20 protein-coding genes and 1 tRNA gene are annotated in these 22656 nt (G+C 27.5%); 9 read left to right on the top strand and 12 right to left on the bottom strand.

Going from position 1 to position 22656, the window contains the following annotated elements; genetic code table 11:
* Positions 1-49: 49 nt before the first annotated feature.
* Positions 50-1327 (top strand): serine--tRNA ligase, encoded by a 1278-nt coding sequence (serS, locus tag BVAVS116_RS01110; RefSeq protein WP_006068506.1) that lies wholly within the window; start codon positions 50-52, stop codon positions 1325-1327.
* On the opposite strand, the gene dusA is transcribed toward serS, so the two are convergent.
* Positions 1317-2324: a tRNA dihydrouridine(20/20a) synthase DusA gene (gene dusA / locus BVAVS116_RS01105; protein WP_006068421.1), complete on the bottom strand. Its 1008-nt coding sequence runs from the start codon at positions 2322-2324 to the stop codon at positions 1317-1319. The genes serS and dusA overlap by 11 nt on opposite strands.
* Before the next feature lie 69 nt (positions 2325-2393).
* Between dusA and BVAVS116_RS01100 the strand changes: the two genes are divergently transcribed.
* From BVAVS116_RS01100 to BVAVS116_RS01075, 6 genes are all read left to right on the top strand, one after another.
* A complete protein-coding gene (locus tag BVAVS116_RS01100; RefSeq protein WP_006068314.1) occupies positions 2394-2690 on the top strand; it encodes a hypothetical protein in 297 nt (98 codons plus the stop codon).
* A gap of 79 nt (positions 2691-2769) precedes the next feature.
* On the top strand, positions 2770-3093 hold the full coding sequence (locus BVAVS116_RS01095; protein WP_234925637.1) for an SIMPL domain-containing protein: 324 nt from the start codon (positions 2770-2772) through the stop codon (positions 3091-3093).
* A gap of 25 nt (positions 3094-3118) precedes the next feature.
* Positions 3119-3826, top strand: coding sequence for a 6-phosphogluconolactonase (locus tag BVAVS116_RS01090; RefSeq protein ID WP_006068309.1), 708 nt, complete (start codon positions 3119-3121; stop codon positions 3824-3826).
* Positions 3813-5030: a flagellar motor switch protein FliG gene (locus BVAVS116_RS01085; protein WP_006068812.1), complete on the top strand. Its 1218-nt coding sequence runs from the start codon at positions 3813-3815 to the stop codon at positions 5028-5030. Before BVAVS116_RS01090 ends, BVAVS116_RS01085 begins: the two co-directional genes overlap by 14 nt.
* Positions 5030-6814: an alanine--tRNA ligase gene (locus tag BVAVS116_RS01080; protein WP_006068918.1), complete on the top strand. Its 1785-nt coding sequence runs from the start codon at positions 5030-5032 to the stop codon at positions 6812-6814. The genes BVAVS116_RS01085 and BVAVS116_RS01080 overlap by 1 nt, the downstream gene beginning before the upstream one ends.
* A 41-nt stretch (positions 6815-6855) precedes the next feature.
* Positions 6856-7677: a ZIP family metal transporter gene (locus BVAVS116_RS01075; protein WP_006068691.1), complete on the top strand. Its 822-nt coding sequence runs from the start codon at positions 6856-6858 to the stop codon at positions 7675-7677.
* 2 nt (positions 7678-7679) lie between these two features.
* Here BVAVS116_RS01075 and pstB read toward each other — a convergent pair whose 3' ends face one another.
* From pstB to BVAVS116_RS01055, 4 genes are all read right to left on the bottom strand, one after another.
* Positions 7680-8462: a phosphate ABC transporter ATP-binding protein PstB gene (pstB, locus tag BVAVS116_RS01070; RefSeq protein ID WP_006068740.1), complete on the bottom strand. Its 783-nt coding sequence runs from the start codon at positions 8460-8462 to the stop codon at positions 7680-7682.
* A complete protein-coding gene (pstA, locus tag BVAVS116_RS01065) occupies positions 8463-9899 on the bottom strand; it encodes a phosphate ABC transporter permease PstA (protein ID WP_006068266.1) in 1437 nt (478 codons plus the stop codon). It lies immediately after the preceding gene.
* Positions 9900-10006: 107 nt separating this feature from the next.
* Positions 10007-10915, bottom strand: a complete 909-nt coding sequence (pstC, locus tag BVAVS116_RS01060) for a phosphate ABC transporter permease subunit PstC (protein ID WP_006068585.1) — start codon at positions 10913-10915, stop codon at positions 10007-10009.
* 89 nt (positions 10916-11004) lie between these two features.
* Complete coding sequence (locus BVAVS116_RS01055) at positions 11005-11844, bottom strand: extracellular solute-binding protein (RefSeq protein WP_006068686.1); 840 nt, start codon at positions 11842-11844, stop codon at positions 11005-11007.
* Positions 11845-12009: 165 nt separating this feature from the next.
* On the opposite strand from BVAVS116_RS01055, the gene efp reads away from it, so the two are divergent.
* Together efp and BVAVS116_RS01045 are read left to right on the top strand one after the other, a co-directional pair.
* Positions 12010-12588: an elongation factor P gene (efp, locus tag BVAVS116_RS01050; protein WP_006068769.1), complete on the top strand. Its 579-nt coding sequence runs from the start codon at positions 12010-12012 to the stop codon at positions 12586-12588.
* Positions 12566-13219 (top strand): hypothetical protein, encoded by a 654-nt coding sequence (locus BVAVS116_RS01045; RefSeq protein WP_006068530.1) that lies wholly within the window; start codon positions 12566-12568, stop codon positions 13217-13219. The genes efp and BVAVS116_RS01045 overlap by 23 nt, the downstream gene beginning before the upstream one ends.
* A gap of 11 nt (positions 13220-13230) precedes the next feature.
* On the opposite strand, the gene BVAVS116_RS01040 is transcribed toward BVAVS116_RS01045, so the two are convergent.
* The 7 genes from BVAVS116_RS01040 to BVAVS116_RS01010 form a co-directional block, all read right to left on the bottom strand.
* Positions 13231-13304 (bottom strand) — tRNA-Ile (locus tag BVAVS116_RS01040).
* Between the two features lie 27 nt (positions 13305-13331).
* The gene (locus BVAVS116_RS01035; RefSeq protein WP_006068219.1) at positions 13332-14366 is read right to left on the bottom strand and encodes a hypothetical protein; all 1035 of its coding nucleotides are present in this window, start codon (positions 14364-14366) and stop codon (positions 13332-13334) included.
* A gap of 17 nt (positions 14367-14383) precedes the next feature.
* Positions 14384-16219: a DNA mismatch repair endonuclease MutL gene (mutL, locus tag BVAVS116_RS01030; RefSeq protein ID WP_006068305.1), complete on the bottom strand. Its 1836-nt coding sequence runs from the start codon at positions 16217-16219 to the stop codon at positions 14384-14386.
* A 6-nt stretch (positions 16220-16225) separates the two neighbouring features.
* On the bottom strand, positions 16226-19261 hold the full coding sequence (locus tag BVAVS116_RS01025; protein WP_006068815.1) for a tetratricopeptide repeat protein: 3036 nt from the start codon (positions 19259-19261) through the stop codon (positions 16226-16228).
* Positions 19254-20021 (bottom strand): tetratricopeptide repeat protein, encoded by a 768-nt coding sequence (locus BVAVS116_RS01020; RefSeq protein WP_006068834.1) that lies wholly within the window; start codon positions 20019-20021, stop codon positions 19254-19256. Before BVAVS116_RS01020 ends, BVAVS116_RS01025 begins: the two co-directional genes overlap by 8 nt.
* Before the next feature lie 26 nt (positions 20022-20047).
* Complete coding sequence (locus BVAVS116_RS01015; protein ID WP_006068667.1) at positions 20048-21796, bottom strand: BB_0208 family protein; 1749 nt, start codon at positions 21794-21796, stop codon at positions 20048-20050.
* Positions 21783-22619 carry a UTP--glucose-1-phosphate uridylyltransferase gene (locus BVAVS116_RS01010; RefSeq protein WP_006068767.1) on the bottom strand — a complete coding sequence of 279 codons (837 nt, stop codon included), beginning with the start codon at positions 22617-22619 and terminating at the stop codon, positions 21783-21785. The genes BVAVS116_RS01015 and BVAVS116_RS01010 overlap by 14 nt, the downstream gene beginning before the upstream one ends.
* Positions 22620-22656 lie beyond the last annotated feature (37 nt).

Below are 22656 nucleotides of genomic sequence, written 5' to 3'. Positions count from 1 at the left end.
TTTTAATTTTGTTTAAAAATTTTACTTATGACATATCTTAGGAGATAAGATGCTTGATTTGAAATTTATTAGAGATAATCTTGATCTTGTTAAGAGAAGTATTAAAGCAAGAGGCCTTGTTTTAGATATTGATAAGTTAATTTATCTTGATGATAAGAGAAAAAAAATAATTACTAAAATTGGTGAACTTAATGCAAAAAGAAATGAAAATTCCTCTAAAATGCAGAGAAATCTTGATGAGGGTTTGAGAATTTCTTTAATAGAAACCGGAAAGATTTTAAAAAAACAGCTTATTGATCTGGAAGAAGAGCTTAAGAGAGTATCTATTGATTTTGACCTTGAAAATAGGCGAGTACCCAATATTTTGTCGCCTGATGTGCCTATTGGTAATATCGAGGAAGATCATTTTGAGATAAAAAAAGTTGGAGTTATTCCAAATTTTGATTTTAAGCCAAAAGACCATTTAGAGCTCGGCAGAGATTTAGATCTTCTAGATTTTGACAGAGCACGTGAGGTTAGCGGGAATAAATTTTATTATCTTAAAAATGAAGCAGTTTTTTTAGAAATTGCTTTAATTAATTTCTCTTTAAATAAATTAAGAGAAAAAGGTTTTGATGTTTTTATTACCCCTGATGTTGCAAGAGAGTTTATAGTTGAGGGGATTGGTTTTAATCCTCGTGGTAATGAAAGCAATATTTATAAGATTGAAGGTACAGATAAATATCTTGTAGGTACTTCTGAAATTACGCTTGGTGGATACTATTATAATAAAATAATAGATCTCACTTTGCCAATAAAAATGGCAGGATTTTCACATTGTTTTCGAAAAGAAGCTGGAACATACGGGCAGCTTTCAAAAGGTCTTTATAGAGTTCATCAATTTAGCAAGGTGGAGATGTTTTGTTTTTGTAAAGCAGAAGAATCTCAGGTTATTCATGATGAATTTTTGGGTATCCAAGAGCAAATTTTTACTGAGCTTGAGATTCCTTATAGGGTTTTAAATATTTGTTCTTTTGATCTTGGTTCCCCAGCATATAAAAAATATGATATCGAAGCATGGATGCCTGGAAGAGATGGCAAAGGTAGCTATGGGGAGGTTACCTCAACATCAAATTGTACAGATTATCAGTCAAGAAGGCTTAAGATTAGATATAAAGATCAAGATGGGCAAAATAAATTTGCACACATGGTAAATGGAACAGCAATAGCTACAACTAGAGTTATTATTTCTATACTTGAAAACTTTCAAGATGAAAAGGGAGGAGTTAGGATTCCTAAAAGTTTGGTTAAATATACAGGGTTTGATTACATTCCTTTTAAGAATTAGAATTTAGTATGTTTTCTGGCAATGTTTCTATAGCTTTTAGCAATATTTCATGTTTTTTTAGGTTTTTTGGAAATGGTGCTGTTAAATTTTGTCTAAATTTTTTAGCTCCTTCTTTGGAAAATGTTATTCCCATAAGATGTTTGAATAATATATTTATTGACAAATAATTTTCGTATTCTTTAATATATTCTACCATTTGCATCAATATGTCTTTTCTTGTGGGAATTTCATCAGTTTCGTTTAGAAATTCTCTTGAGGCCTTTGCAATAAAGTATGGATTTTCAAAAGCACTTCTTCCAATCATAACAGAATCAACAGCAGACAAATGTTTTTTAATTTGCTCTGAGTTGTTGATTCCTCCATTTGTTTCAATAAATAAATTTTTGTTCTCTTTTTTGAGATTATATACAAATTCATGTCTTAATTTTGGGATATTTCTATTATTTTTAGGAGAAAATCCTTTTAATATTGCAACTCTTGCATGTACAATAAAATTTTTGATGCCGAAATCTGAGATTATTCTTACAAAATTTTTTACCTCAGAGTAACTTTCATTTTTGTAATCACTAGTTAAAAGCCTTATGCCCAATCTATGTTTAATTGAAACAGGCTTATTTGTGCTTTCTTTCATTGTTTTTAAAATTTCACCTACTTGATTAGCGTTGTTCATTAGACAAGCTCCATAATTTGCATTTTGGATTTTTAGAGATGGGCATCCAACATTAAGGTTATATTCATCAAAATTGAAGTATTTTTCAAGAATTTGAATGGCTTTAAGAGCATCATTTTTAGAATTTGTTGCTATTTGAATTGCAATTGGTGATTCTAGGGGTGTTTGTTTTACAATTTTTTTTACATCACCCATAATTATTGACTTTGCAGAAATCATTGGGGTATATAATGTAACTTTTTTTGATAAAAGTCTTATTAAATATCTGAAATGTTCATCTGTAATGTTTACCATTGGAGCTATTGATATTTTGCGATTTATTAACATTACATAATATGTTAGAATAAACGAGCTAATTTAACAATTATTTGTTCTTATTTTTAGGAGGAATTGTCTTTGTTTGGAAGAAAAGATTTATTTTTTTTACTACTTTTCTTGGCATTGTCAATTATAATTTCTTATATAATAAAAAACGTTAGCACCAAGAATGGTAATTATATTACAGTTAAAGGGATAAGTGGAAAAGAAATCTTTTTAACATCTTTAAGTTGGAATTTACAATATGATTTGGATTTTGATACGGTTGGTGGCAGTATTAAAGTAAATAATTTAAATTTATCTAATAAGATTAAAAACTTTTTTATTAAATGGGGATTTAATGAAGACCATATAATAAATAGGATTTATGTTTAATGAGTAAAGTTATAAAAACTTTTATTATAGATACAGCATGTATGTTTCTTTAATTGCCAATACAATTGGTGTTGAGAAAATGAAAATAGTAGAAAAAAATATTGTTAAGCTTCATGATCAAGGTCTATTGGTTAGTAACAATGGAGGTTTAAAATATTATTTTAATAAAATCAATGATGTAAGGTCCGAAATGTTTACAAATTCAATAATAAATGCAAAATTGGCAGCTTTGGAATTTGTAAAACATTTTGTTTCCAAATTAAGTAAAATTAAAAATGCAAATCAAAAGTACTTTGAATTTTTTTCATTTGATAGAAGCTTTGGTAACCAAAAACTTTATCCTCAAAGAATATTAAGAATGGTTGCAACCATTTCTTATTATTTACCGTTTTTTATTATTTAGATTAATATGTATTAAAGGAAATTAAATGGAATTTTTATATTCTGATGAAGAAAATTATTTAAAAAATAGATTTTTTGATTTTTTTAATATGAATATAGATAAAGATAAATATACGAGTATTGGAATTTGTGGTGGTCGAAGCATAGTTACTTTTTTAAGTGTTTTTCTTAAACAAAATTTTTCTTTTAAAAGATCACATTTTTTTTTAGTTGATGAACGGTGTGTTCCATTGAATAACAAAAATAGCAATTATAGTCTTTTAAATAAAAATTTTTTTTCCAAAATGGTTGATAAAAATTTAATAAGTATTTCCAAATTTCATGCTTTTACTTATAACGAAATAGACGAAACCACAGCTATTTATGACTATAATATTGAATTTAATTCTAGGTTTAATATTTTTGATTTTATTTTGGTTTCTGCCGGTGAGGATGGTCACATTGCATCTCTTTTCCCTTCAAGCAAACTGTTGTTTTCAGACGTAGAAGGTTATCAATATGAATACAATTCTCCTAAATTTCCTAGTAAAAGAATAAGTTTGACGCCAAAATCTTTGTTTAATTCAAAAGCCGTTGTTTTGTTATTTATGGGAGTTGAAAAAAAGCGTGCTTTAGAAAATTTTTTAGGTTTTAATAGTTCTATTAATGAATGTCCAGCCAGACTTCTTAAAGAGCATCCCAATTTATTAGTTCTTACAAACATTAAAAGAGACGAAGGTTATGCAGGATCCTAGGCTTTCTAAATATAAAAAAACTAAAAATTTAAGCAAAAAAACTGTTGAGGAAGTTGATACTTTAAGTTTAAATAAAAACTTTTCCGATTCAGAGATTCAAGGTTCTATGCTTAAATCTTGGATAAATCTAGTTAGGGGCAATAAAAATAAAGCACCTGTTGAGTCTAAATCTAACAATATCAATGATTTAAAGCCAGGATTTATTCGCAAAGAGAGTAAGGTTACAAAGATTGCAAAATATTTTTTGGCTATTGGACTTGAAAAATCTGCAAAGATTATGTCTGAGCTTGATGATTCGGATATAATATTGATCACCAGAGAAATTTCAAAGATTAGTTATATTGCCCCAGAAGAAAAAGATCATATTATTAAAGAATTTGAAGAGTTGTTAAGAAATGAAAAAAGGTATGTTAAGGTTGATGATAACTTTGCTTATGAATTATTGAATAAAACTTTAGGAAAATCTAAAGCAAAATCAATTTATAAAAAAGTTACTGGCAATGATATTTTTATTCCTTTTGATTATTTATCTCAAATTGAGCATGAACAACTTTGGGCATTAATTAAAGATGAGAACATTAAAACGCTTGTTATATTATATAATTATTTAAATAAAGATCAAAAAAAGTATGTTTTTTCGATGCTAGGAGAAAAAGATAGGAGAGAATTTGTAAAAGATCTTGCTAAACCAAGACAATTGAGCATGGAGACAATAGAGGCAATTTCAAATAAGCTTAAAGATAGATTTAAGATACAAGGTAGTCTTAAGACAGACAAGCTTGATGGATCTAAGATACTTGTTGATATTTTAAGCTATATGGATTCTAATGAAGAGAAAAGTCTGCTTAATAAGATTAATATGCGAGATTTAAATCCTGTTGTGGACAGTGAAATTCGAGAAAAAATATTTGATATCAATGTAATATTGAGAATCATGGATAATGATCTGCATAATATTTTAAGAGAGTTTACAGACAAAGAGATTGCAATTATTATTAAAGATAAAACTGATGAGGTTAGAGATAAAATGCTTTCAAATGTTTCAAAAAGGCGTAAAGAAATTATTTTAGATGAAGAAGCTTTTTTAGGAAAAATAAGTAAAAAAGATTTAAAAACTATGACACTATCTTTTATTAATTATATTAAAAATTTAACTTTAAAAGGCGATTTAGTAATATATAGAAAAAATGAGGAATTTATTTAATGACACTTGAAAAGTTACGTAAAAAATATATTGATTTTTTTAAATCAAAAAAACATTTTGAAATAATGGGTAAATCATTGGTTCCTGAAAATGATCCTACAGTTCTTTTCAATACAGCTGGCATGCAGCCCCTTATTCCTTATCTTCTTGGAGAAGTACATCCATCAGGAGATATGCTTGTCAATGTTCAAAAATGCTTGAGAACAGGAGACATTGATGAGGTTGGAGATTTAACCCATTTAACCTTTTTTGAAATGCTTGGAAATTGGTCCCTTGGAGCTTATTTTAAAGAGTATTCTGTAAGGTGTAGTTTTGAATTTTTGACGTCTTCTGATTATTTGAATATTCCAAAAGATAGCCTTTATGTGAGCGTTTTTGAAGGCGATCAAGAGATTCCTCGTGATACAGAAACGGCTAAAGTTTGGGAAAGTTTGGGTATTTCTAAAGATAGAATATATTATCTTTCTAAGGATCATAATTTTTGGGGACCTGTTGGATCTAAAGGTCCTTGTGGGCCAGATACTGAAATATATGTGGATACCGGAAAGATTAAGTGTTCTCTTGATTGCAATATTACGTGTTCTTGTGGCAAATATTTTGAAATCTGGAATAATGTTTTTATGCAATACAATAAAGATGAAAATGGTAATTACATAGAATTGGATCGAAAATGTGTCGATACGGGAATGGGCCTTGAGAGGACAGTTGCTTTCTTGCAGGGCAAATCTTCAGTTTATGATACAGACGCATTTATACCTATAATAAAGAGAATAGAATTTATTTCTGGTAAAATTTATGGACAAAAAGAAGACGATGATAGATGTATCAGAATAATTTCTGATCATGTTAAAGCGGCTTGCTTTATCCTTGCTGACAGTTCTGTTGTTTTTCCCTCTAATTTGGGCCAAGGATATGTTTTAAGAAGATTAATAAGGCGATCGATTAGATATGCAAAGAAGCTTGGAATAAAATCTCATTTTTTAGCTGATCTTGTTGATTCTGTAGAGACTATTTATAGATCTTTTTATGATGAATTAACAGAAAAAAAAGATTTTATCAAAAAAGAGTTGAGCACAGAAGAAGAAAAGTTTTTTAAAACTTTATTTCAAGGTGAGCAAGAATTTATTAAAATAACACGAAATTTACCTTCCAAGACTATTCCTGGTAATATTGTTTTTAAACTTTACGATACTTATGGTTTTCCATACGAAGTAACAGAAGAGCTTGCTTTTGAATATGGCTTTAATATTGATAAGTTAGGTTTTGATGAGTATTTTAAAAATCATCAAAAAATTTCAAAGAAAGGGGGTGACAAAGTCTTTAAAGGAGGGCTTGCTGATTATACTTATGAGACCACTAAGTTGCATACAGCGACGCATTTGCTTCATAAGGCACTTCAATTAGTACTAGGTGATCATGTTAGACAAAAAGGAAGCAATATTACTGCTGAGCGATTAAGGTTTGATTTTGTTCATTCTGAAAAGATGACAGATGATGAGATAAAAAAAGTTGAAGACATTGTTAATTTGCAGATAAAAAATTCTTTATCTGTAAAAAAATCTATAATGGAATTAAGTGAAGCTCGAGAAAGAGGTGCTATAGCTCTTTTTGGAGAAAAATATGATAATTTGGTGAGCGTTTACGAGATAGATGGATTTTCACTTGAAGTTTGCGGAGGCCCTCATGTAGAGAATACCAATGAACTTGGTACTTTTAAAATACAAAAAGAACAATCCTCATCTTCGGGTATAAGAAGAATAAAAGCTATTTTGATTGATAAGTAAAATTGTTTATTATTTGTTGATTTATTGTAATAGGAGGCTTTATGATAAACTCAATTTTGGATTATTTGTTGACTTTGCATCCTGTACTATTAGGACTTTTAGGTTCTATTTTCACTTGGTTTACTACAGCTTTTGGAGCAGGAGCAGTTTTTTTCTTTAGGAAGGTAGATAATAAAATAATGGACGCTATGCTTGGTTTTTCAGCAGGTATTATGATAGCGGCCAGTTTTTTTTCTCTTATTCAGCCGGCTATAGAAAGAGCTGAAGAGCTTGGATACATTACTTGGATTCCAGCTGTTTTTGGATTTCTTGTTGGAGCATTTTTTATATATATTGTAGATGTATTTGTTCCAGATCTTGACAAACTTACTTTTATTGATGAAGATTTGACGAAGCACGGTAAAAAAGATTTTTTACTCTTTACTGCTGTTACTTTGCACAATTTTCCAGAAGGATTGGCTGTTGGAGTTGCTTTTGGAGCCTTGGCTTCTAATCCAGATATTCAAACTTTAGTTGGGGCCATGCTTCTTACGCTTGGCATTGGCATTCAAAATATCCCTGAAGGAGCAGCTATTTCTCTACCTTTAAGAAGAGGTAATGTTTCTTTGATAAAATGTTTTAATTATGGACAAATGTCGGGATTAGTTGAAATTGTAGGAGGCCTTATGGGTGCTTATGCGGTTTATTCTTTTACCCGAATTTTACCTTTTGCTTTAGCTTTCTCAGCAGGAGCTATGATTTATGTGTCAATTGAACAATTAATACCTGAAGCTAAGAGAAAAGACATTGATAATAAAGTTCCAAGTATATTTGGTGTTATTGGTTTTACATTAATGATGTTTCTTGATGTTTCATTAGGTTAAAATTATCCAAATTTTCCACTGATATATTCTTCAGTTTTAGTATTTTTAGGATTGAAGAATAGTTCATCAGTTGGACTTTCTTCTTCAATGCATCCATTAAGGAAAAATGCAGTTCTGTCAGATATTCTACCGGCTTGTTGCATATTGTGAGTTACAATGATTATTGTGTAACTTTCTTTTAAGTTTATTATTAGTTCTTCAATTTTTCCTGTTGATATTGGATCGAGTGCAGAAGTAGGTTCATCCATTAATATTACATTTGGTTCTATTGCAAGAGTTCTTGCAATGCAGAGTCTTTGTTGTTGACCCCCTGAGAGGCTTAAGGCATTTGTATTAAGTTTGTCTTTGACCTCGTTCCAGAGTGCAGATTTTATTAGTGATTGTTCTACTATTTCATCTAATGTTTTTTTATCTTTTGTTCCGTGAATTTTCGGGCCATAGCTTATATTATCGTAGATAGACATTAAAAATGGATTAGGAGTTTGAAATACCATTCCTATTTTTCTTCTAAGCTCTAGGACATCGAAATTATTTGAATAAATGTTTTTCCCCTCATATATTACATTGCCTTCTATTTTAATGCCTTCAACAAGGTCATTCATTCTGTTGAGAGTTCTTAAGAATGTTGATTTACCGCAGCCAGATGGGCCTATTAAAGCGGTAATGCTATTTTTTAGTATTTTGATATTTATTTTATTTAAAGCCTTAAAGTCTGTATAAAATAAATTTAGATTTTTTGTTTCTATTATAATTTCATTTTTTGGTTTATCTTTTTCTTTTACCACTTATTTAATCCTATATAATTTGTTTATTAAAAATTTTGATGTTAAATTTATTATGAGTATCATTATTACAAGTATTGAAGCCGTTCCAAATCCCTTATCCAGGTGTCCTTCTTGAAATAACATTAGTAAGTGTACAGTTAATGTTCTTGATGGTTCATTTAAATTTGTTGCAAGTCCCAAATTTGTTCCCATTGTAAAAAGCAATACAGCCGTTTCTCCCAAAGCTCTTCCTATTGCAAGAACTATTCCTGTTAGTATTCCAGGAATAGCTGCTGGAACCATAATTTTAATTATAGTTTCTGTTTTGTTTGCTCCTAATGCGAATGAAGCATACTTGTATGATTTTGGGATTGTTTTAAATGCTTCTTCGGTTGTTTTAACAATCATTGGTAATATCATTAAAGAGCTTGTTATTGCTCCTGAAAGTATTCCCATTCCAAAAACTGGCACAAAAAATATTAGTCCAAAAAGTCCAAAAATTATTGCAGGAATTGAAGACAGTATGTCAACACTCATAGATAGTATTTTGTAAAATATTTTGTTAGAAGTGTATTCGGCAAGCATTATTCCAGTCCCTATTCCAATGCATATTGAAATAGCAGTTGTTAGTAATATTACATAAAAAGTATTTAAGATTAAGTAAGAAATTCCGCCATATGCACCAGAATCTCTTGGAATAGATAGTATAAAATTTAAATTCAAAGGACTACTTTTATCAAAGTAATGCATTTTAATAAAGGGCGCTTTAATACTTTGAAAATAATGCCAAGGTACGATTGCTAGTGAACCTTCTGTTTTTTCTATAGTTTGTATTATTTTTTCTTTTTGATCAAAATATTTTATTATTTTTAATTCAATATCTTTTGATATTAAATTAACCCATTTTTCTTTACCTTTAATAAGTTTTTCAATTTCATCAACACCTAGTGTATTGATTATTTCATTTTCGTTTTTTGTTAAAGTTTTTTTACTTATTAGTACAGACATAGTTTTTATTTTTAAAGCTTTAATATTAGAATATCGCTTAAAATTTAGGGATTCGAATTCTTCTTTTGTTAAATAACTTATAGAACCTATTGTGCTATTTATGGTCTGAAGTATTTTTTTGGTAGATGGTTCAATTTTTATGTACCTTGTATTAAATTCATTATTTTTGATTATTGTTCTTAGAATAGCTTTGTTAGATATACTATCGAGTGAATTGGCAATAGGTATAATATCTATTCCTTGATCTGAAATGCTTCCCCAGTGTGAAATTTTATTGTTATATATGTTGTAAATGTCTTCTATTGAGATTTTATCTATATTTATATTTTTATTAACAATAAAAGCAATTTGTATTTCTTTGTTGTCTTCTGTTTTAAATGGCACAAAACTTTGAGTTTTGTTTAAAAATAAAGTTTGTTTTTTTTTGAAATAAAATAAAGAGTTGTACAATATATACGCTATTAGAAAAATTAATAGCGCTGTTAAAAAATACGCAATAAAATTGATTATAAAGAAATAGAACCTGTTAATCAGTTTGTTTATTTGAGTTTTTTTGGTCACTTTTGCTTTAACCTTTTATTTGAAGATAGTATAAAATTTTTGAGTAAATTTGTAATTATTGAAAATAACAATAACACTAGAGCTGTAGAGAAAAGAGCTTCTCTGTGTGCTCCTGAGGCGTATCCCATGTCCATAGCAATATTTACAGTTAGCGTTCTAATGGGAGAAAATACATTTTTTATAAAAAGAGGAGAGCCCCCTCCGACCATTAATACCGCTACTGTTTCTCCAATAGCTCTTCCTATTGCTAATATTGTTCCCGCCAAAATGCCTCGACTAGCCGATGGTATTGTTATTTTATATATTGTTTGCCAGTCTGTTGCTGCTAATGCAAGAGATGCAAATTTATATGATTTGGGAACGGCTTTAAGTGATGAATAGCAAACGCTAATTATTGTGGGAACTATCATTATGCTTAATATGAGTGATGAGCTTATTAAATTATATCCCAAATTGTCTTCTCTTTGAAAAATGTTTTTTACTAAAGCGGCAATAAATGTGCTTCCAAAAAATCCATAAACCACACTAGGGATTCCTGCCAAAAGCTCTATTACTGTTTGTAAAAATTTTCGATAAAATCCTTTTGCTTTTTCAAGCAGATATATTGCAAATCCCAATCCAATTGGCAAAGCGATTAAAATAGAAAAAAGTGTAGTTAAAAAGGAATTAATAATGAATGATAAGATGCCGTAAGATTTTTGTAGATTACTAGTAGGATCCCAATTTGTGCTAAATAAAAAGTTGAAAATTTTAATTTTGTTATTAATGAATGGTGTTATTCCAGTTTTTAATATAAACGCACCTAAAAACATTATTGATAGGGAGCTGACTATTGCAGATATAAGAATAAAAGATTTGAAAATAATTCCAATTATCTTTCTTTTTGTCTTTAAGCTTAGATGCATTTTTTAAAAGAATCCCTTAAAGCTCATCTCAGTGTTATATTGTATTACTTGACTTAATAGCAAGTCAAGTATCCTTTTCTTAGATTTAATTATGTTTGTATCCCTAAAAAACCTTGTTCTTCAACGATATCTTGTCCGGTTGAGCTTGTCATAAAATCAATAAATTGAGTTACGCTTTTATCCTCGTATTTATTATTTGTAACTATTATTAAATTTCTTTTAATGGTGTATTTATTGCTATTTATTGTTTCTTTTGTAGGGTATGTGCTGTTTATAGAAAGTATATTTAAACCTTTTTCTATTGAATTTTTTGCGTATCCAAGACCTATATATCCTATTGAGTGTGGAGTAAGGCTTGTTTTTTCAATTACTTCTCCATTAGATTTTACTACTATTCCGTCTTGTCTAAATTGAGATTCTTTGTGAGTTTTAAATATTTTATTAAGAAGTAGGTCTTTTATAGACGAATAAGAACCAGAGGAAGAATCTCGATTAATGAAGTTGATTTTAGCATCAGGACCTCCCACTTGTTTCCAATTTTGAATTTTTCCATTTAATATTTTAGCTAAATTTTCTTCTGTAATATTTGTAATTTTTATTTCAGGACTTGTGATGAAAATCAAAGCATCATAAGCGAATACAGTTTCTTTTGCCCCTTGTTCAATTTCTTCTTGTGTCAAATCTCTTGATGATATTGCTATTTTATATATTTTGTTAAATAGCCCGTTTATGCCAACACTACTTCCTTGTGCATCGTATGTTACTTTAGTATTATTTTTTATTTTATTGTATCTTAAAATCATTTCGTCTAGTATTGGACTTACAGTTGTAGATCCCCCAATTGATACAATTTTTTCATTGTCTTGATTTTTACAGTTGTATAATAAACTTGTTGATAGCATAAAAATTAAGATAACAAATTTTTTCATCAAGTAAACTCCTTTGTTTAAGTATATAATAGCATTAATTAAAAATAAGTCAATTATAAATTAACTTTATTGATTAAGTTGTAATTGGGGAATAATAGCAAATATTTTAATTTTTTGGTATAAATTACTACTAGATTTGTATGTTAAGTTTTGTGAGGTATTTAAATGGCGGTAGTGAAATCTGGTGAGATTGAAAAAGGTTCTTTTTTACTTATCAAGGGGACTCCCCACATTGTTCTTGAAAGAGAATTTTCAAAAACAGGTAGGGGAGGGGCAATAGTAAGGTTAAAGCTTAAGAACTTAAAAAACAAATTTGTCATTAGAGAAACTTTAAAAGGGGCAGATACTGCAGAAGCAATTGAAATTTATGAGGTTAGTGCTCAGTATTTATACAAAGACAAAGACGTTTTGGTTTTCATGGATTTAGAAACTTATGATCAGATTAGTTTAGACTTAAAGGAAAGTGCTAATTTCCAAGATAAGGTGCCTTTTTTGCAGGAGTCGGAAATATATTCTCTTATAATGTTTGACAATGTGGTTATTGATATTAAGTTGGCTCCAAAGATTGCTTTTGAAGTTGTAGAGGTTGAAGCAGCTGTTAAAGGCGATACTGTAACGAACGCAATGAAAAATATTACTCTTAATACAGGGCTTGTAATAAAAGCTCCACTTTTTATTAACGTTGGAGATAAGGTTTTAGTTAATTCTGAAACTAAAGAGTATGCAGAGCGGATTAAAAGTTAAATCAATATTGTTTTTTTGTTGTGTTGTTTGTTCTTGCGAAATAAATTATCCAGAGATAAAAGAACTTGATTATAAGTTAAATTATTATTTTACTGAGAATCGTTTAGATTATTTTATGAGTTTCGATTTTGCAATTAAAGTTCTCAATCCAAAAGATGTTTTTAAATTATCAATAGATAATAAAAACACCAATGAGTTTATTCAAGTGATTAATAATAATTATAGCTCTTTCTTTATTGATTCTAGTCTTGGCAAGGATATTCTATATTGTAGAGATTTGAGGTTTAATTTTTTTGATGAAACTTTTGAAGATTTTACTTCGTGTGTTCGTCTTTTTGATAAGGGCATGAGGGTTTACAGTAGAGAGCTTGTTGTTTCTTTGGGTATGTCAAAATATGATTTAGATGATGTTCACAATTATGTATATAAGTCTAAAGATATGGCAATGTTAAATAAGTTAAGTAATTCTAAAGTATTTTTTATTAAAACTTATAAAGATAAGCTATATCCCGCATCTTCGGTTGCTAAAATTGATTCAATGGATGCCTTAGAGATTGATAAAACATTGGATAATTACATAAGTTTTTATTATGTTGAAAAAAATTCAAATCTTTTTTTTAAGGTCAATTAAAAAGATCAAATTGGGCCCACCAGGACTTGAACCTGGGACCTACCGATTATGAGTCGGGTGCTCTAACCAACTGAGCTATGGGCCCTTAGCTTTAATTTATTATATTTATTTTTTATTCATTGTCAAGTTCATTTTGAATAACTTCTATTTTAGAAGTTAATGCATCTAATTTGTTATTAATTTTATCTTTTTCTTTTGCTAGAACTTGCATTTTTTGTTGAATGTTTTTTATTTCTTCCTGTTTTGTTATTTTTATTAAATCATTACCCAAGTTTAATATTTTTTGGTTTATTTTTTCTATTTTTTGGATTGCCAAGCTGATTGCATTGTTGTTAGCTGTAATTTTATCTTTTTTTGTGGTTTCAATAAATTCTTCAGCAATTTTTTTTAAAATATTTTCTTTATTTTTTATAATAACATTAATTTCATTTTTAATTTGATTTTTTTTGTATGTTTTTTCTTTTTTACTTATATATATTATTTGTTTTATTTCTTCTTTTATGTTTTTTATATTTGTTTTGATTTCATTTATTATTTTAAATTCTTTAATAATTGCATTATTTAATTTTTTATTTAATGAAAATTCATTTATTATGCTTTCCAAGTTTTCAGAAAGGTAATATTTTGTTAATATTTGTTTTTCGAATTCTTTTGATATTTTATATACATTTATCATATTTATAATGTTGTTTATTGTTGAGGTGACTTTAAGTATTACTTTTTGTAAAGAATTTTTTGTTTTAAAATCACTTGCTAATTCTATTTTTTTATATTTTTCAAGTTTCAATTTAGAAAAATTCATATTGTATTTTGATATTAATTCTAAATTTTGAGGATAAATTTTGATTATTGTTTTAGCAATTTCTTTAAGTTTTATTTTATATAATTTGCTGACAGATTTATATTCTGTTTTAAGAATAGAAATTTTTTTGTTTAAATTTTTTAATGTGTTTTCATTTTCTTCTGATTTACTTAAATTGCTTGTCATTTGGTACAATTCTTTTTCTGCTAATTTTAGATTAGGATAGTGATTTAAATTTTTTAATTCTACTATATTATTATTTTTTAATATTTTTCCAAGTTCAATTAAACTTTTTTCTTTTTCTAGTTTTAATGAGCTGATTTCTGATTTGATTTTTTTTATCATGGGAACCCCGCTTTATTTTATGCTCTGTCAACTTTTTTTTCAAGCTCAAATTTAGATATTTTATAATAAATTTTTCGTCCATGAGGACAATGTTTGATTTCTAGTTTAAAAAATTCATTTATTAAGAATTTGCTAAATTCAACACTTAATATGTCATTTGTTTTAACAGCTTTTCTGCAGGCAATAGTTGCATATAAATCAGATTCAAGAGAATTTATTGTTCTACTTCTTCTTGATTGAAAAAAGTGAATAAGAGTATTTTCATATTGATTGCAAATGTTAGGAATAGATTCAAGTTGATATTTTCTAGGGCCTATTTTAGAGATTATAATATCCATTTTTTTGTATTCTTCTATTTCACTATCTACAATTTCTTCTGTGTTTTTATCAGCTATTGTGAATTCAATTGGTATTAAAAGCTTTTGAACAGTTTTTTTTGAATTTCTAAGTTGTTCATATATTATTTTTTCGTGAACTGCATGTTGGTCTATGAAGTAAATTTCATTTACTTTTTCAACAATCAAAAATTCAGATAATACTTGCCCAATGTAGTTGAATTTTATTTCTTCTTTTTCAGGTTTGTTTGTCAGCTCTTCAAATTCTAAAAAGTTGTCAGAGAAAATGTTTGTAATGTTTTCCTTAAGTGATGGTCTGTTTTGTATGATTGAATTATACCTTATAAGGTTAATATCGTTTTGTATTATGTTTTTGTTTGGTTCGTTTATATTATCTTCTGTTTCTAAATTTTTGTTTTGTGGAACGTCATATGTGTCAGTTTTATTAAAGTTTTCTGGTTGACTCATCATTTCTATTAAATTATGATCTTCTGTTAATTGTCTTTTTATTATTATGTCGTTGTAGTTATTTATGTCTTTATTGAAAAAATTATTTATATTGTCAGAGATTAGTTTAAATAAAAAAGGAAGATTGAAAAATCTTACTTCTTTTTTTTGAGGATGGACATTAAAGTCAATATATTCAGGGTTTATTTCTAAAAATAAATAACATATTGGGAAGTTACCTGGGGAAAGTATTCTACTGTGTCCATTAAGTATTGCTTCTAAGAGATCTTTTTGATCAATAGGTCTTCTGTTGACAAATGTTTTAATATGTCTTTTGCTTTTTTTAGAAAAATTAGCTGGTGCTAAAAATATTTCTAATTTTATATTTTCATGTTCTTTTTTTAAGATCCTAAATTTGTTATTGTCTATTACATTTCCATATACATTTTGTACTCTATCAATTAATGATTCTTTAAAGTAAATTTTTCTTAATTTTTGATTTAAATTAATTTCAAAATTGATTTCGGGATGGGTTATTATTTTTTCTTCTAAAACTTTTAAACACATTTTTGTTTCAATGGGTTCTTGTTTTAGAAATCTTTTTCTTGCTGGAAAGTTGTGGAATATTTTTGTAACATCTACTATTGTTCCGTTTATGGCCGGTTGTTTTTTAAAGCATTTTTCAATTCCATTTTCTACCTCTATTTGATAGCTTTCATTGCCAGTTGTTGAGCTTGTTATTGAAATATTGGAGCAAATTGCAATACTAGATAGAGCTTCTCCTCTAAATCCTAGAGTTTCTATTTTTCTTAAATCTTCTTCTGAGGATATTTTTGAAGTAGTGTGTGGTAGATAGCAGATTTTTAGATCTTCTTGACTTATTCCGCTTCCATTATCTATTATTAAAATTTTGTGAATTCCCCCTTCTTCAAGAAAGACCTCAATTTTAGTAGCTCCAGAATCTATTGAATTGTCTAGCAATTCTCTTAATATTGAACATGGCCTGTCTATTGATTCTCCGGCTGCTATTTTTTGAACTAAGTATTTATCTAAGAATCTTATTTTGTTCATTGAAATTTATATTCCTATGATTTTTTTAATATTTTCATTTTTTTTGTAATTTGGAAATTTTTTAACAAGCTCTCTTAATGTTTGATCATTATTATTCTCATTATATTCTATTATTCCGAGCGCATGTAGGGCTTCTGGATTGTTTGGTTTTAATTTTGTATATTCCTTTAGAAGGTCTTTAGCTCTTGCGTTATCATTAATTTCAATTAGAGTTGTTGCAAGATTATATTTTGCTTCAATATCTGAATTGATTATTGCTTTTTCAAAAATTTCAATTGCTTTTTGATATTTTTTTTCTTTTTTGTAAAGTATTCCAAGATTGTTTAAGGCTAATTTATTGTTTTTGTTTATTATCTTTTCAAGAGTTGAAATTGCTTGAGTCTTATTTCCTAATTTTTCGTATGCTTTTGCTAGGTTTATATAGGCTGAAGTATTTTCAGGGTTTTTTGCAATTACTAAGTTGTAAAGTGATATAGCATTTTGGTAATTTTTGTTTTTAAGATTTATAGATGCTTTTAAATATAAATATTCAATTTTTTCTGGATTTAAATTGATAGCCTTATTTATTGTTTCAAGAGATTCTTCAAATTTATTGTTCTCAAATTTTGCTATTGATAGGTTATAAATAGCAATTTCGTTAGGATTTTTTGTATTGTCGTTAAAAAAACCCAAATACTCTTCACTGTTTTTGAAATTGCCTAAATTGTTTGATACTATTCCAGCTTTTAGTGCGTAATTGAGTTTTTTGTTGAGATTGTAGGCATTTTTGAAGCTTTCAAATGCTTGTTGCATATCCCCATTTTTTTCTTCTGCTATTCCTTTTTGGTAGTAGGCAGTGTCATAATTTTTATCAATTTGTATTGCTTTTTCAAAAGATTCTATTGCTTTTTTGTTTTGATTTAGCATCATTAAAGCTATTCCTTTGTTATTATGTGCTTTTTTATGTTTTGGGTCGAGTCTTATTGTTTGATCAAATGATTCTATTGAGTGTTCAAACTTTTTAAGCTTGAATCTAATGATTCCAAGTTTATAGTAATCTTCTTTGGTATTTGCGAGTTTAGTAATTTTTTCATATACATTTTCTGCTTTTAGTAAATCTCCATTATTTTCATAGGCTTGAGCTAAAGTTTTAGAGGCATGTGCGTCATTGGGATTGATTGTCAAGAATTCATTTAGATCTTTAATGGCTTGCTGACGGGTTTTTGGATTTTCAAGATCAATAGGTTTTATTGAATAAACTTTAGATTTAAGGTCTTCTAAGTGCTGTATTTTATTAGCTTGAGCTAAAGTTTTAGAGGCATGTGCGTCATTGGGATTGATTGTCAAGAATTCATTTAGATCTTTAATGACTTGCTGACGGGTTTTTGGATTTTCAAGATCAAAAGGTTTTATTGAATAAACCTTAGATTTAAGGTCTTCTAAGTTCTGTATTTTATTAGCTTGAGCTAAAGTTTTAGAGGCATGGATGTCATTGGGACTGATTGTCAAGAATTCATTTAGATCTTTAATGACTTGCTGACGGGTTTTTGGATTTTCAAGATCAAAAGGTTTTATTGAATAAACCTTAGATTTAAGGTCTTCTAAGTATTGTATTTTATTAGCTTGAGCTAAAGTTTTAGAGGCATGTGTGTCATTGGGACTGATTGTCAAGAATTCATTTAGATCTTTAATGACTTGCTGACGGGTTTTTGGATTTTCAAGATCAAAAGGTTTTATTGAATAAACCTTAGATTTAAGGTCTTCTAAGTATTGTATTTTATTAGCTTGAGCTAAAGTTTTAGAGGCATGTGTGTCATTGGGACTGATTGTCAAGAATTCATTTAGATCTTTAATGACTTGCTGACGGGTTTTTGGATTTTCAAGATCAATAGGTTTTATAGAATAAACCTTAGATTTAAGGTCTTCTAGGTGTTGTATTTTCTTGTCTTCTTTGTTTAATTGAAAAATGTTTTTTTTGTAAGGATCTTTTGGTATATTAATTAAATTTGGTTCAATATCTTTTTTTATCAAGGTTAATAGTAAATTAGAGGCTTCTTTATGTTTTAGACTTTCAATCAACTCATTTACTTTTTGAAATTTGTCACTTAAACCTTTTTTAATTAATTCTTTTAATCTGTTTTTTCCAAGTGTGACTCTACCAGTATTAATATCGTCTAATATTTCATAGAGCTCTTTTTTTATTAAGTAACTATATGGTCTGTGAATTTTCTCTATTATTGTTTTACTGGATAGAGGAATATTACTTTCTTTTTTAGAATTTGAAGAAATTTTTTTTAAAGATGTAGCATTATCGTTGTTTAAATATTTCCTGTTGTCTGGGGTTTTGAAAATACGCTCTAAATTTTCTTCTTTGGAAGAATTTGTGTTTTGTTTATTATTTTCTATTTTTTGAGAATTGTTTAAAATATTTTCGTTATTTAATTTTTCACTTAAATTTTTTTTTAGTTTTTCCAAATTAAAAAAATTTTTTTGATCATTAGCGTTTAATTTGGGATTTGGGGATTGTATTGTTTGATCTTCTTCTTTTGGCTTTGTATTTGAGTTTATTTTTTCTGGGATTTTGCTTTTTTTAAATTCAGATATGTCTTCATCTTCAATGCCAAAATCATCGTTTCTGTCAGAGTAGTTTTCTGTTATTGTACTGTCTTTAATGTATCTATTATTAAATGCTATATCAAAATTTTCGTTTACATTTGTTTTTGCATTGTCTTGACCTTTAATCTTATCTAGTATTTGATTTGCAGAATCTTTTTGTAAATCGTTTGATTCAAAAGGACTACTGTTTGCAATTTCTGCTAGTGTATTTGTAAGCATTTCAATGTCCTCATTTTGCGGGTATTTGTCTTGCAGAAGTTTTGCAACAGAATATGCTTTTTTATAGTTTCGATCTATTACACTATTTTTAACTTCGTTTAGCATTATTTCTCGATTTTTATCATTTAATTTGCTTTGATATATATAGTAACCAAAGCCGCCGAATGATAAAATAAGTAAGAAAATTAAAAGCAATAATACCGAAAAATTTGTATGTTTTTTATTCATCTATGTATAACTCCTCTTGCCAATTAAGTTTTTCTAGTTCAATTAAAGAATTTGTTTCCAGGGTGTCTTTAAAACTATCTTTAAGTATTTGATTTTTATCTTCTTTTGCGTATACAATATGATCGGCTCGTCCCTTTAAACTTTTATCAAGTTTTTCAAGATTAATTTTTTCGTTTCTTAAATAGCTTATTATAAGCAAAATGCTGTCTTTTTTTTCTGTTTTTGATCTAAGGGTAATAAATTGTGAATAGTCGTGGATGGCCATAGTATATGAGTCCCAAGCCTTTTGATATTCTTTTTCTTTAGATGTTATTTTGCCCTGTTGAACATAGGCATTAGCTCTGTTTAGCAGAGCGCTGTCATAATTGGGTTTGCTTTTAATAGAATTAGAATAATATTTTATTGCTAGAGGATAGTAGCCTTCTCCTCTGTTAAACATTATGTTACCTAATTCATAATATAGTATGTAATCGATTTCACCTCCTACTGCAATTCCATCAAGCAAGGCTCCTTCTGCTTCTGTTAGTTGGTTATTTTCTCTGTATGCTATTGATAAAAAGTAATAGCCGAGTTGTACTTTTGGATATTTTTTAATAGCATCGCTTAGTGTTTCGATTGCCTGAATATAATTTTTGTTTTTCATTTCTTCTTTGCCAATTCTGATTAGCCTTTGAGAATATGCCAATTTTGAATTAAATATTAAAAGTAAAAATAAAATAAAAATTTTACAATTTTTATTTAATAATAAATAAATCTTCATTTTTTTCCCATTATACTTAATTTAGATTAAATGCCTTTAGATTTCATAAACTCTTTTTTAAAATTTATTTTTTGCTTCAATTTTGTTTTGAAAAAATAAATAAATTCTAATAAACTATTTTTTTCATTAGATTTTATTTTTCTATTGTTCTTTAATTCTAGCAGATTCTCACAATATATTAAATAGCATATTGCGGGTAATAATTTTTTCTCATTTTCATTTTCCAGTTTTTCAATAAAATTAAATCTTATATTCTTGAGAAGAATTTTTAAAATTCTTGATCTTGTTTTTAGTGATTTTATTAAAAGATATGATCTTTGGTAATCTAGTTGATTGGGATTTATTTTTTGCATTTTTATTATTTTTTTAGGTATTGTAATTTTGTTTTCGTCAAGGTAAAGCAATATATCTGATATAAATTTGAAATGGTTATTTTCAATATTGGGATAAAAAGATAAAAAATATACAAATATTTGATTTTGTATTTCAAAGGTTTTGGTTTTGAAAAATTCTTTTATGTGTTGACAAAAATTTTTTTTATCCTTATTGTCAGCATAAATATAGAATGCAATCCATCCATAAGTTTCTATATTTTGAGAATTTTTTTCAACATGGTTTATAATGCTTTCTAAGAATGCACTTTTAATGTATTTTTCTTTGAATATCATTGAGCTTTCGTAAGGGTTAAAATTTGTTTTATCAAAAGATATAAAAAAATCTTCTGTTTGAAATTTTGCGTTTATAATTTCTTTAATTTTTTCTTTTATGTTGATTAATTTGTGTTTTTCAATGTATTCAAGTGCATCTATGAAAGATTCCCAATTATTCGATATTTTATCCTTGAAAAACCAAGTTAAATATTTTTTTGTTATTGTTTTTTCAACTACATATAAATAGCACTTTAATGTGTCTTGAAAATCCTTTGGAGTGTATTGTGTAAAATCACTAAAAAAATAATTAAAGTTAATATTTTTACTCGAACCTTTATAAAAAATTTCATTAAGACTTAAAGTTTTTATTGCACGTAAGTAGTTTAAAATTTCATTATATTTTAGTGCTAAAATTTCTTCTTCTAAGTATTTATAATGTTTTATTAAAATTTTGATAAAAACGTTTTTGCTCAAACATCCAACCGGCCAATATGTAAGTATTAGTATTCTTGTTAGTTTTATTAGTCTGCTTTCTTTATTAATTAAGCTTGATTTAAAAACTTTTTGATTTTCCGATTGGTTTTTAAATTTTTTGTTTAAAATATTTAATATTTTTAATTTATTTTTGTTTCTTACAGCTACTAGAATGTCTATTGTTTGTTCTAAGTTATCAATGTTAATATTGCTAGAAAAATTTAATATAATTTGTTTGTAAATGTCTTTTTTTTCTTGAGAATAATAAGGGTTATTTTGTATTTCAATTAGTTTTAAAAAGTTGTTAGATTTTAGTTTATATGTTATTCCTAGTTTTTTGGTGTTGAAGTTGTCTTCTTTGCTTATTTGAGTGAGGTTTTTGCTTTTTACTATTTCTAGTATCCATTTTTTAATTATTTCATTTTGAGTTTTTTTGTAGTAGTATTCCTCGAGTGAAGTATTTAATCCATTTTTTTCCTTTTCATAATCACTGCTAATTTTTATAAGCTCAATTATTTCAGGTTTTTCTAATTTGTAAAGTTGGGAAAAAATACTGTATTTTAAAACTTTTTCTTCTATATATTTTATTATGTACTTTTTTAATGTATCAAGGGAATCATAAAATTCTGGATCCTTTTTAAGTGTTTTCATTTATTCCTTTTTTTATAATTTCCATTAAATTTTTATCTTTTTTTGCAAAATTTATTATTGCTTCCAAATAACCTTCAAGAGTTCCTATGTCAAGTCTTTTACCCTTAATGTTTTGATATAATACTTTTTTTTGATCCATCAGCTTTTTTAAAGCATAAATGTGATAGTATTCACCTTTCTTATGTAGCTTAAAGCCTTCTTCTAAATGTTCGAAAAATTCATAGTTGTACAAAAATCTTCCAATAGACGCTTTATTGCTAGGCTCACTTCCAATTTTTGGTTTTTCAACAATGTTTTTTACATGGATTTTGTCCTTGTAGAGATCTATTACCCCATATCTGTTTATATTTTCTGGATTTTCAATGATAGATATTATGTTCTTTCCAGTTTTTTCATAAAGTTCGATTAATTGTAAGCTTAATGGTGGATTTCCAATGTGAAGATCGTCAGGATAAGCCACAATTACAGGTTCTCTGTTTATCCAGGGCTTTGCATAAAGTAGCGCGTTTCCTGTACCCCGCATTTCTTTTTGTCTTATAAAGCTTATATTAATTTTTTTGCTTTTAATTTTTTCTAATTCATTTTTTTTATTTTCTTTTAGAAAAATATTTTCAAGTTCAATTTCTCTGTCGAAATAATCTTCAAGAACTTTTTTTCGCCTTGAACTTATTAATAAAATGTCTTTTATTCCTGAATCGATAAATTCTTGGATAATATAATCTATGGCTGGTTTGTTTAAAATTGGTAACATTTCTTTTGGAATTGTTTTTGTTATTGGTAAAAATCTTGTTCCATACCCAGCTGCCAGAATAATGCCTTTCATACTTTTCTCTCTTGAAATAAGATTATAGCAAAAATTT

Source organism: Borreliella valaisiana VS116, from assembly GCF_000170955.2.
Classification (GTDB): Bacteria; Spirochaetota; Spirochaetia; order Borreliales; family Borreliaceae; genus Borreliella; species Borreliella valaisiana.
Note: the sequence above shows the minus strand (reverse complement) of the source record. Positions and strands in the feature narration are given on the sequence as shown.

Coding starts and splice junctions, on each gene's coding strand:
- BVAVS116_RS01025 (WP_006068815.1), bottom strand. CDS start 19,261: ATGAATAAAAAACATACAAATTTTTCGGTATTATTGCTTTTAATTTTC.
- efp (WP_006068769.1), top strand. CDS start 12,010: ATGGCGGTAGTGAAATCTGGTGAGATTGAAAAAGGTTCTTTTTTACTT.
- BVAVS116_RS01090 (WP_006068309.1), top strand. CDS start 3,119: ATGGAATTTTTATATTCTGATGAAGAAAATTATTTAAAAAATAGATTT.
- BVAVS116_RS01095 (WP_234925637.1), top strand. CDS start 2,770: ATGAAAATAGTAGAAAAAAATATTGTTAAGCTTCATGATCAAGGTCTA.
- pstC (WP_006068585.1), bottom strand. CDS start 10,915: ATGCATCTAAGCTTAAAGACAAAAAGAAAGATAATTGGAATTATTTTC.
- mutL (WP_006068305.1), bottom strand. CDS start 16,219: ATGAACAAAATAAGATTCTTAGATAAATACTTAGTTCAAAAAATAGCA.
- BVAVS116_RS01045 (WP_006068530.1), top strand. CDS start 12,566: ATGCAGAGCGGATTAAAAGTTAAATCAATATTGTTTTTTTGTTGTGTT.
- BVAVS116_RS01015 (WP_006068667.1), bottom strand. CDS start 21,796: ATGAAAACACTTAAAAAGGATCCAGAATTTTATGATTCCCTTGATACA.
- BVAVS116_RS01085 (WP_006068812.1), top strand. CDS start 3,813: ATGCAGGATCCTAGGCTTTCTAAATATAAAAAAACTAAAAATTTAAGC.
- BVAVS116_RS01080 (WP_006068918.1), top strand. CDS start 5,030: ATGACACTTGAAAAGTTACGTAAAAAATATATTGATTTTTTTAAATCA.
- BVAVS116_RS01075 (WP_006068691.1), top strand. CDS start 6,856: ATGATAAACTCAATTTTGGATTATTTGTTGACTTTGCATCCTGTACTA.
- BVAVS116_RS01035 (WP_006068219.1), bottom strand. CDS start 14,366: ATGATAAAAAAAATCAAATCAGAAATCAGCTCATTAAAACTAGAAAAA.
- dusA (WP_006068421.1), bottom strand. CDS start 2,324: ATGTTAATAAATCGCAAAATATCAATAGCTCCAATGGTAAACATTACA.
- BVAVS116_RS01020 (WP_006068834.1), bottom strand. CDS start 20,021: ATGAAGATTTATTTATTATTAAATAAAAATTGTAAAATTTTTATTTTA.
- BVAVS116_RS01055 (WP_006068686.1), bottom strand. CDS start 11,844: ATGAAAAAATTTGTTATCTTAATTTTTATGCTATCAACAAGTTTATTA.
- serS (WP_006068506.1), top strand. CDS start 50: ATGCTTGATTTGAAATTTATTAGAGATAATCTTGATCTTGTTAAGAGA.
- BVAVS116_RS01010 (WP_006068767.1), bottom strand. CDS start 22,619: ATGAAAGGCATTATTCTGGCAGCTGGGTATGGAACAAGATTTTTACCA.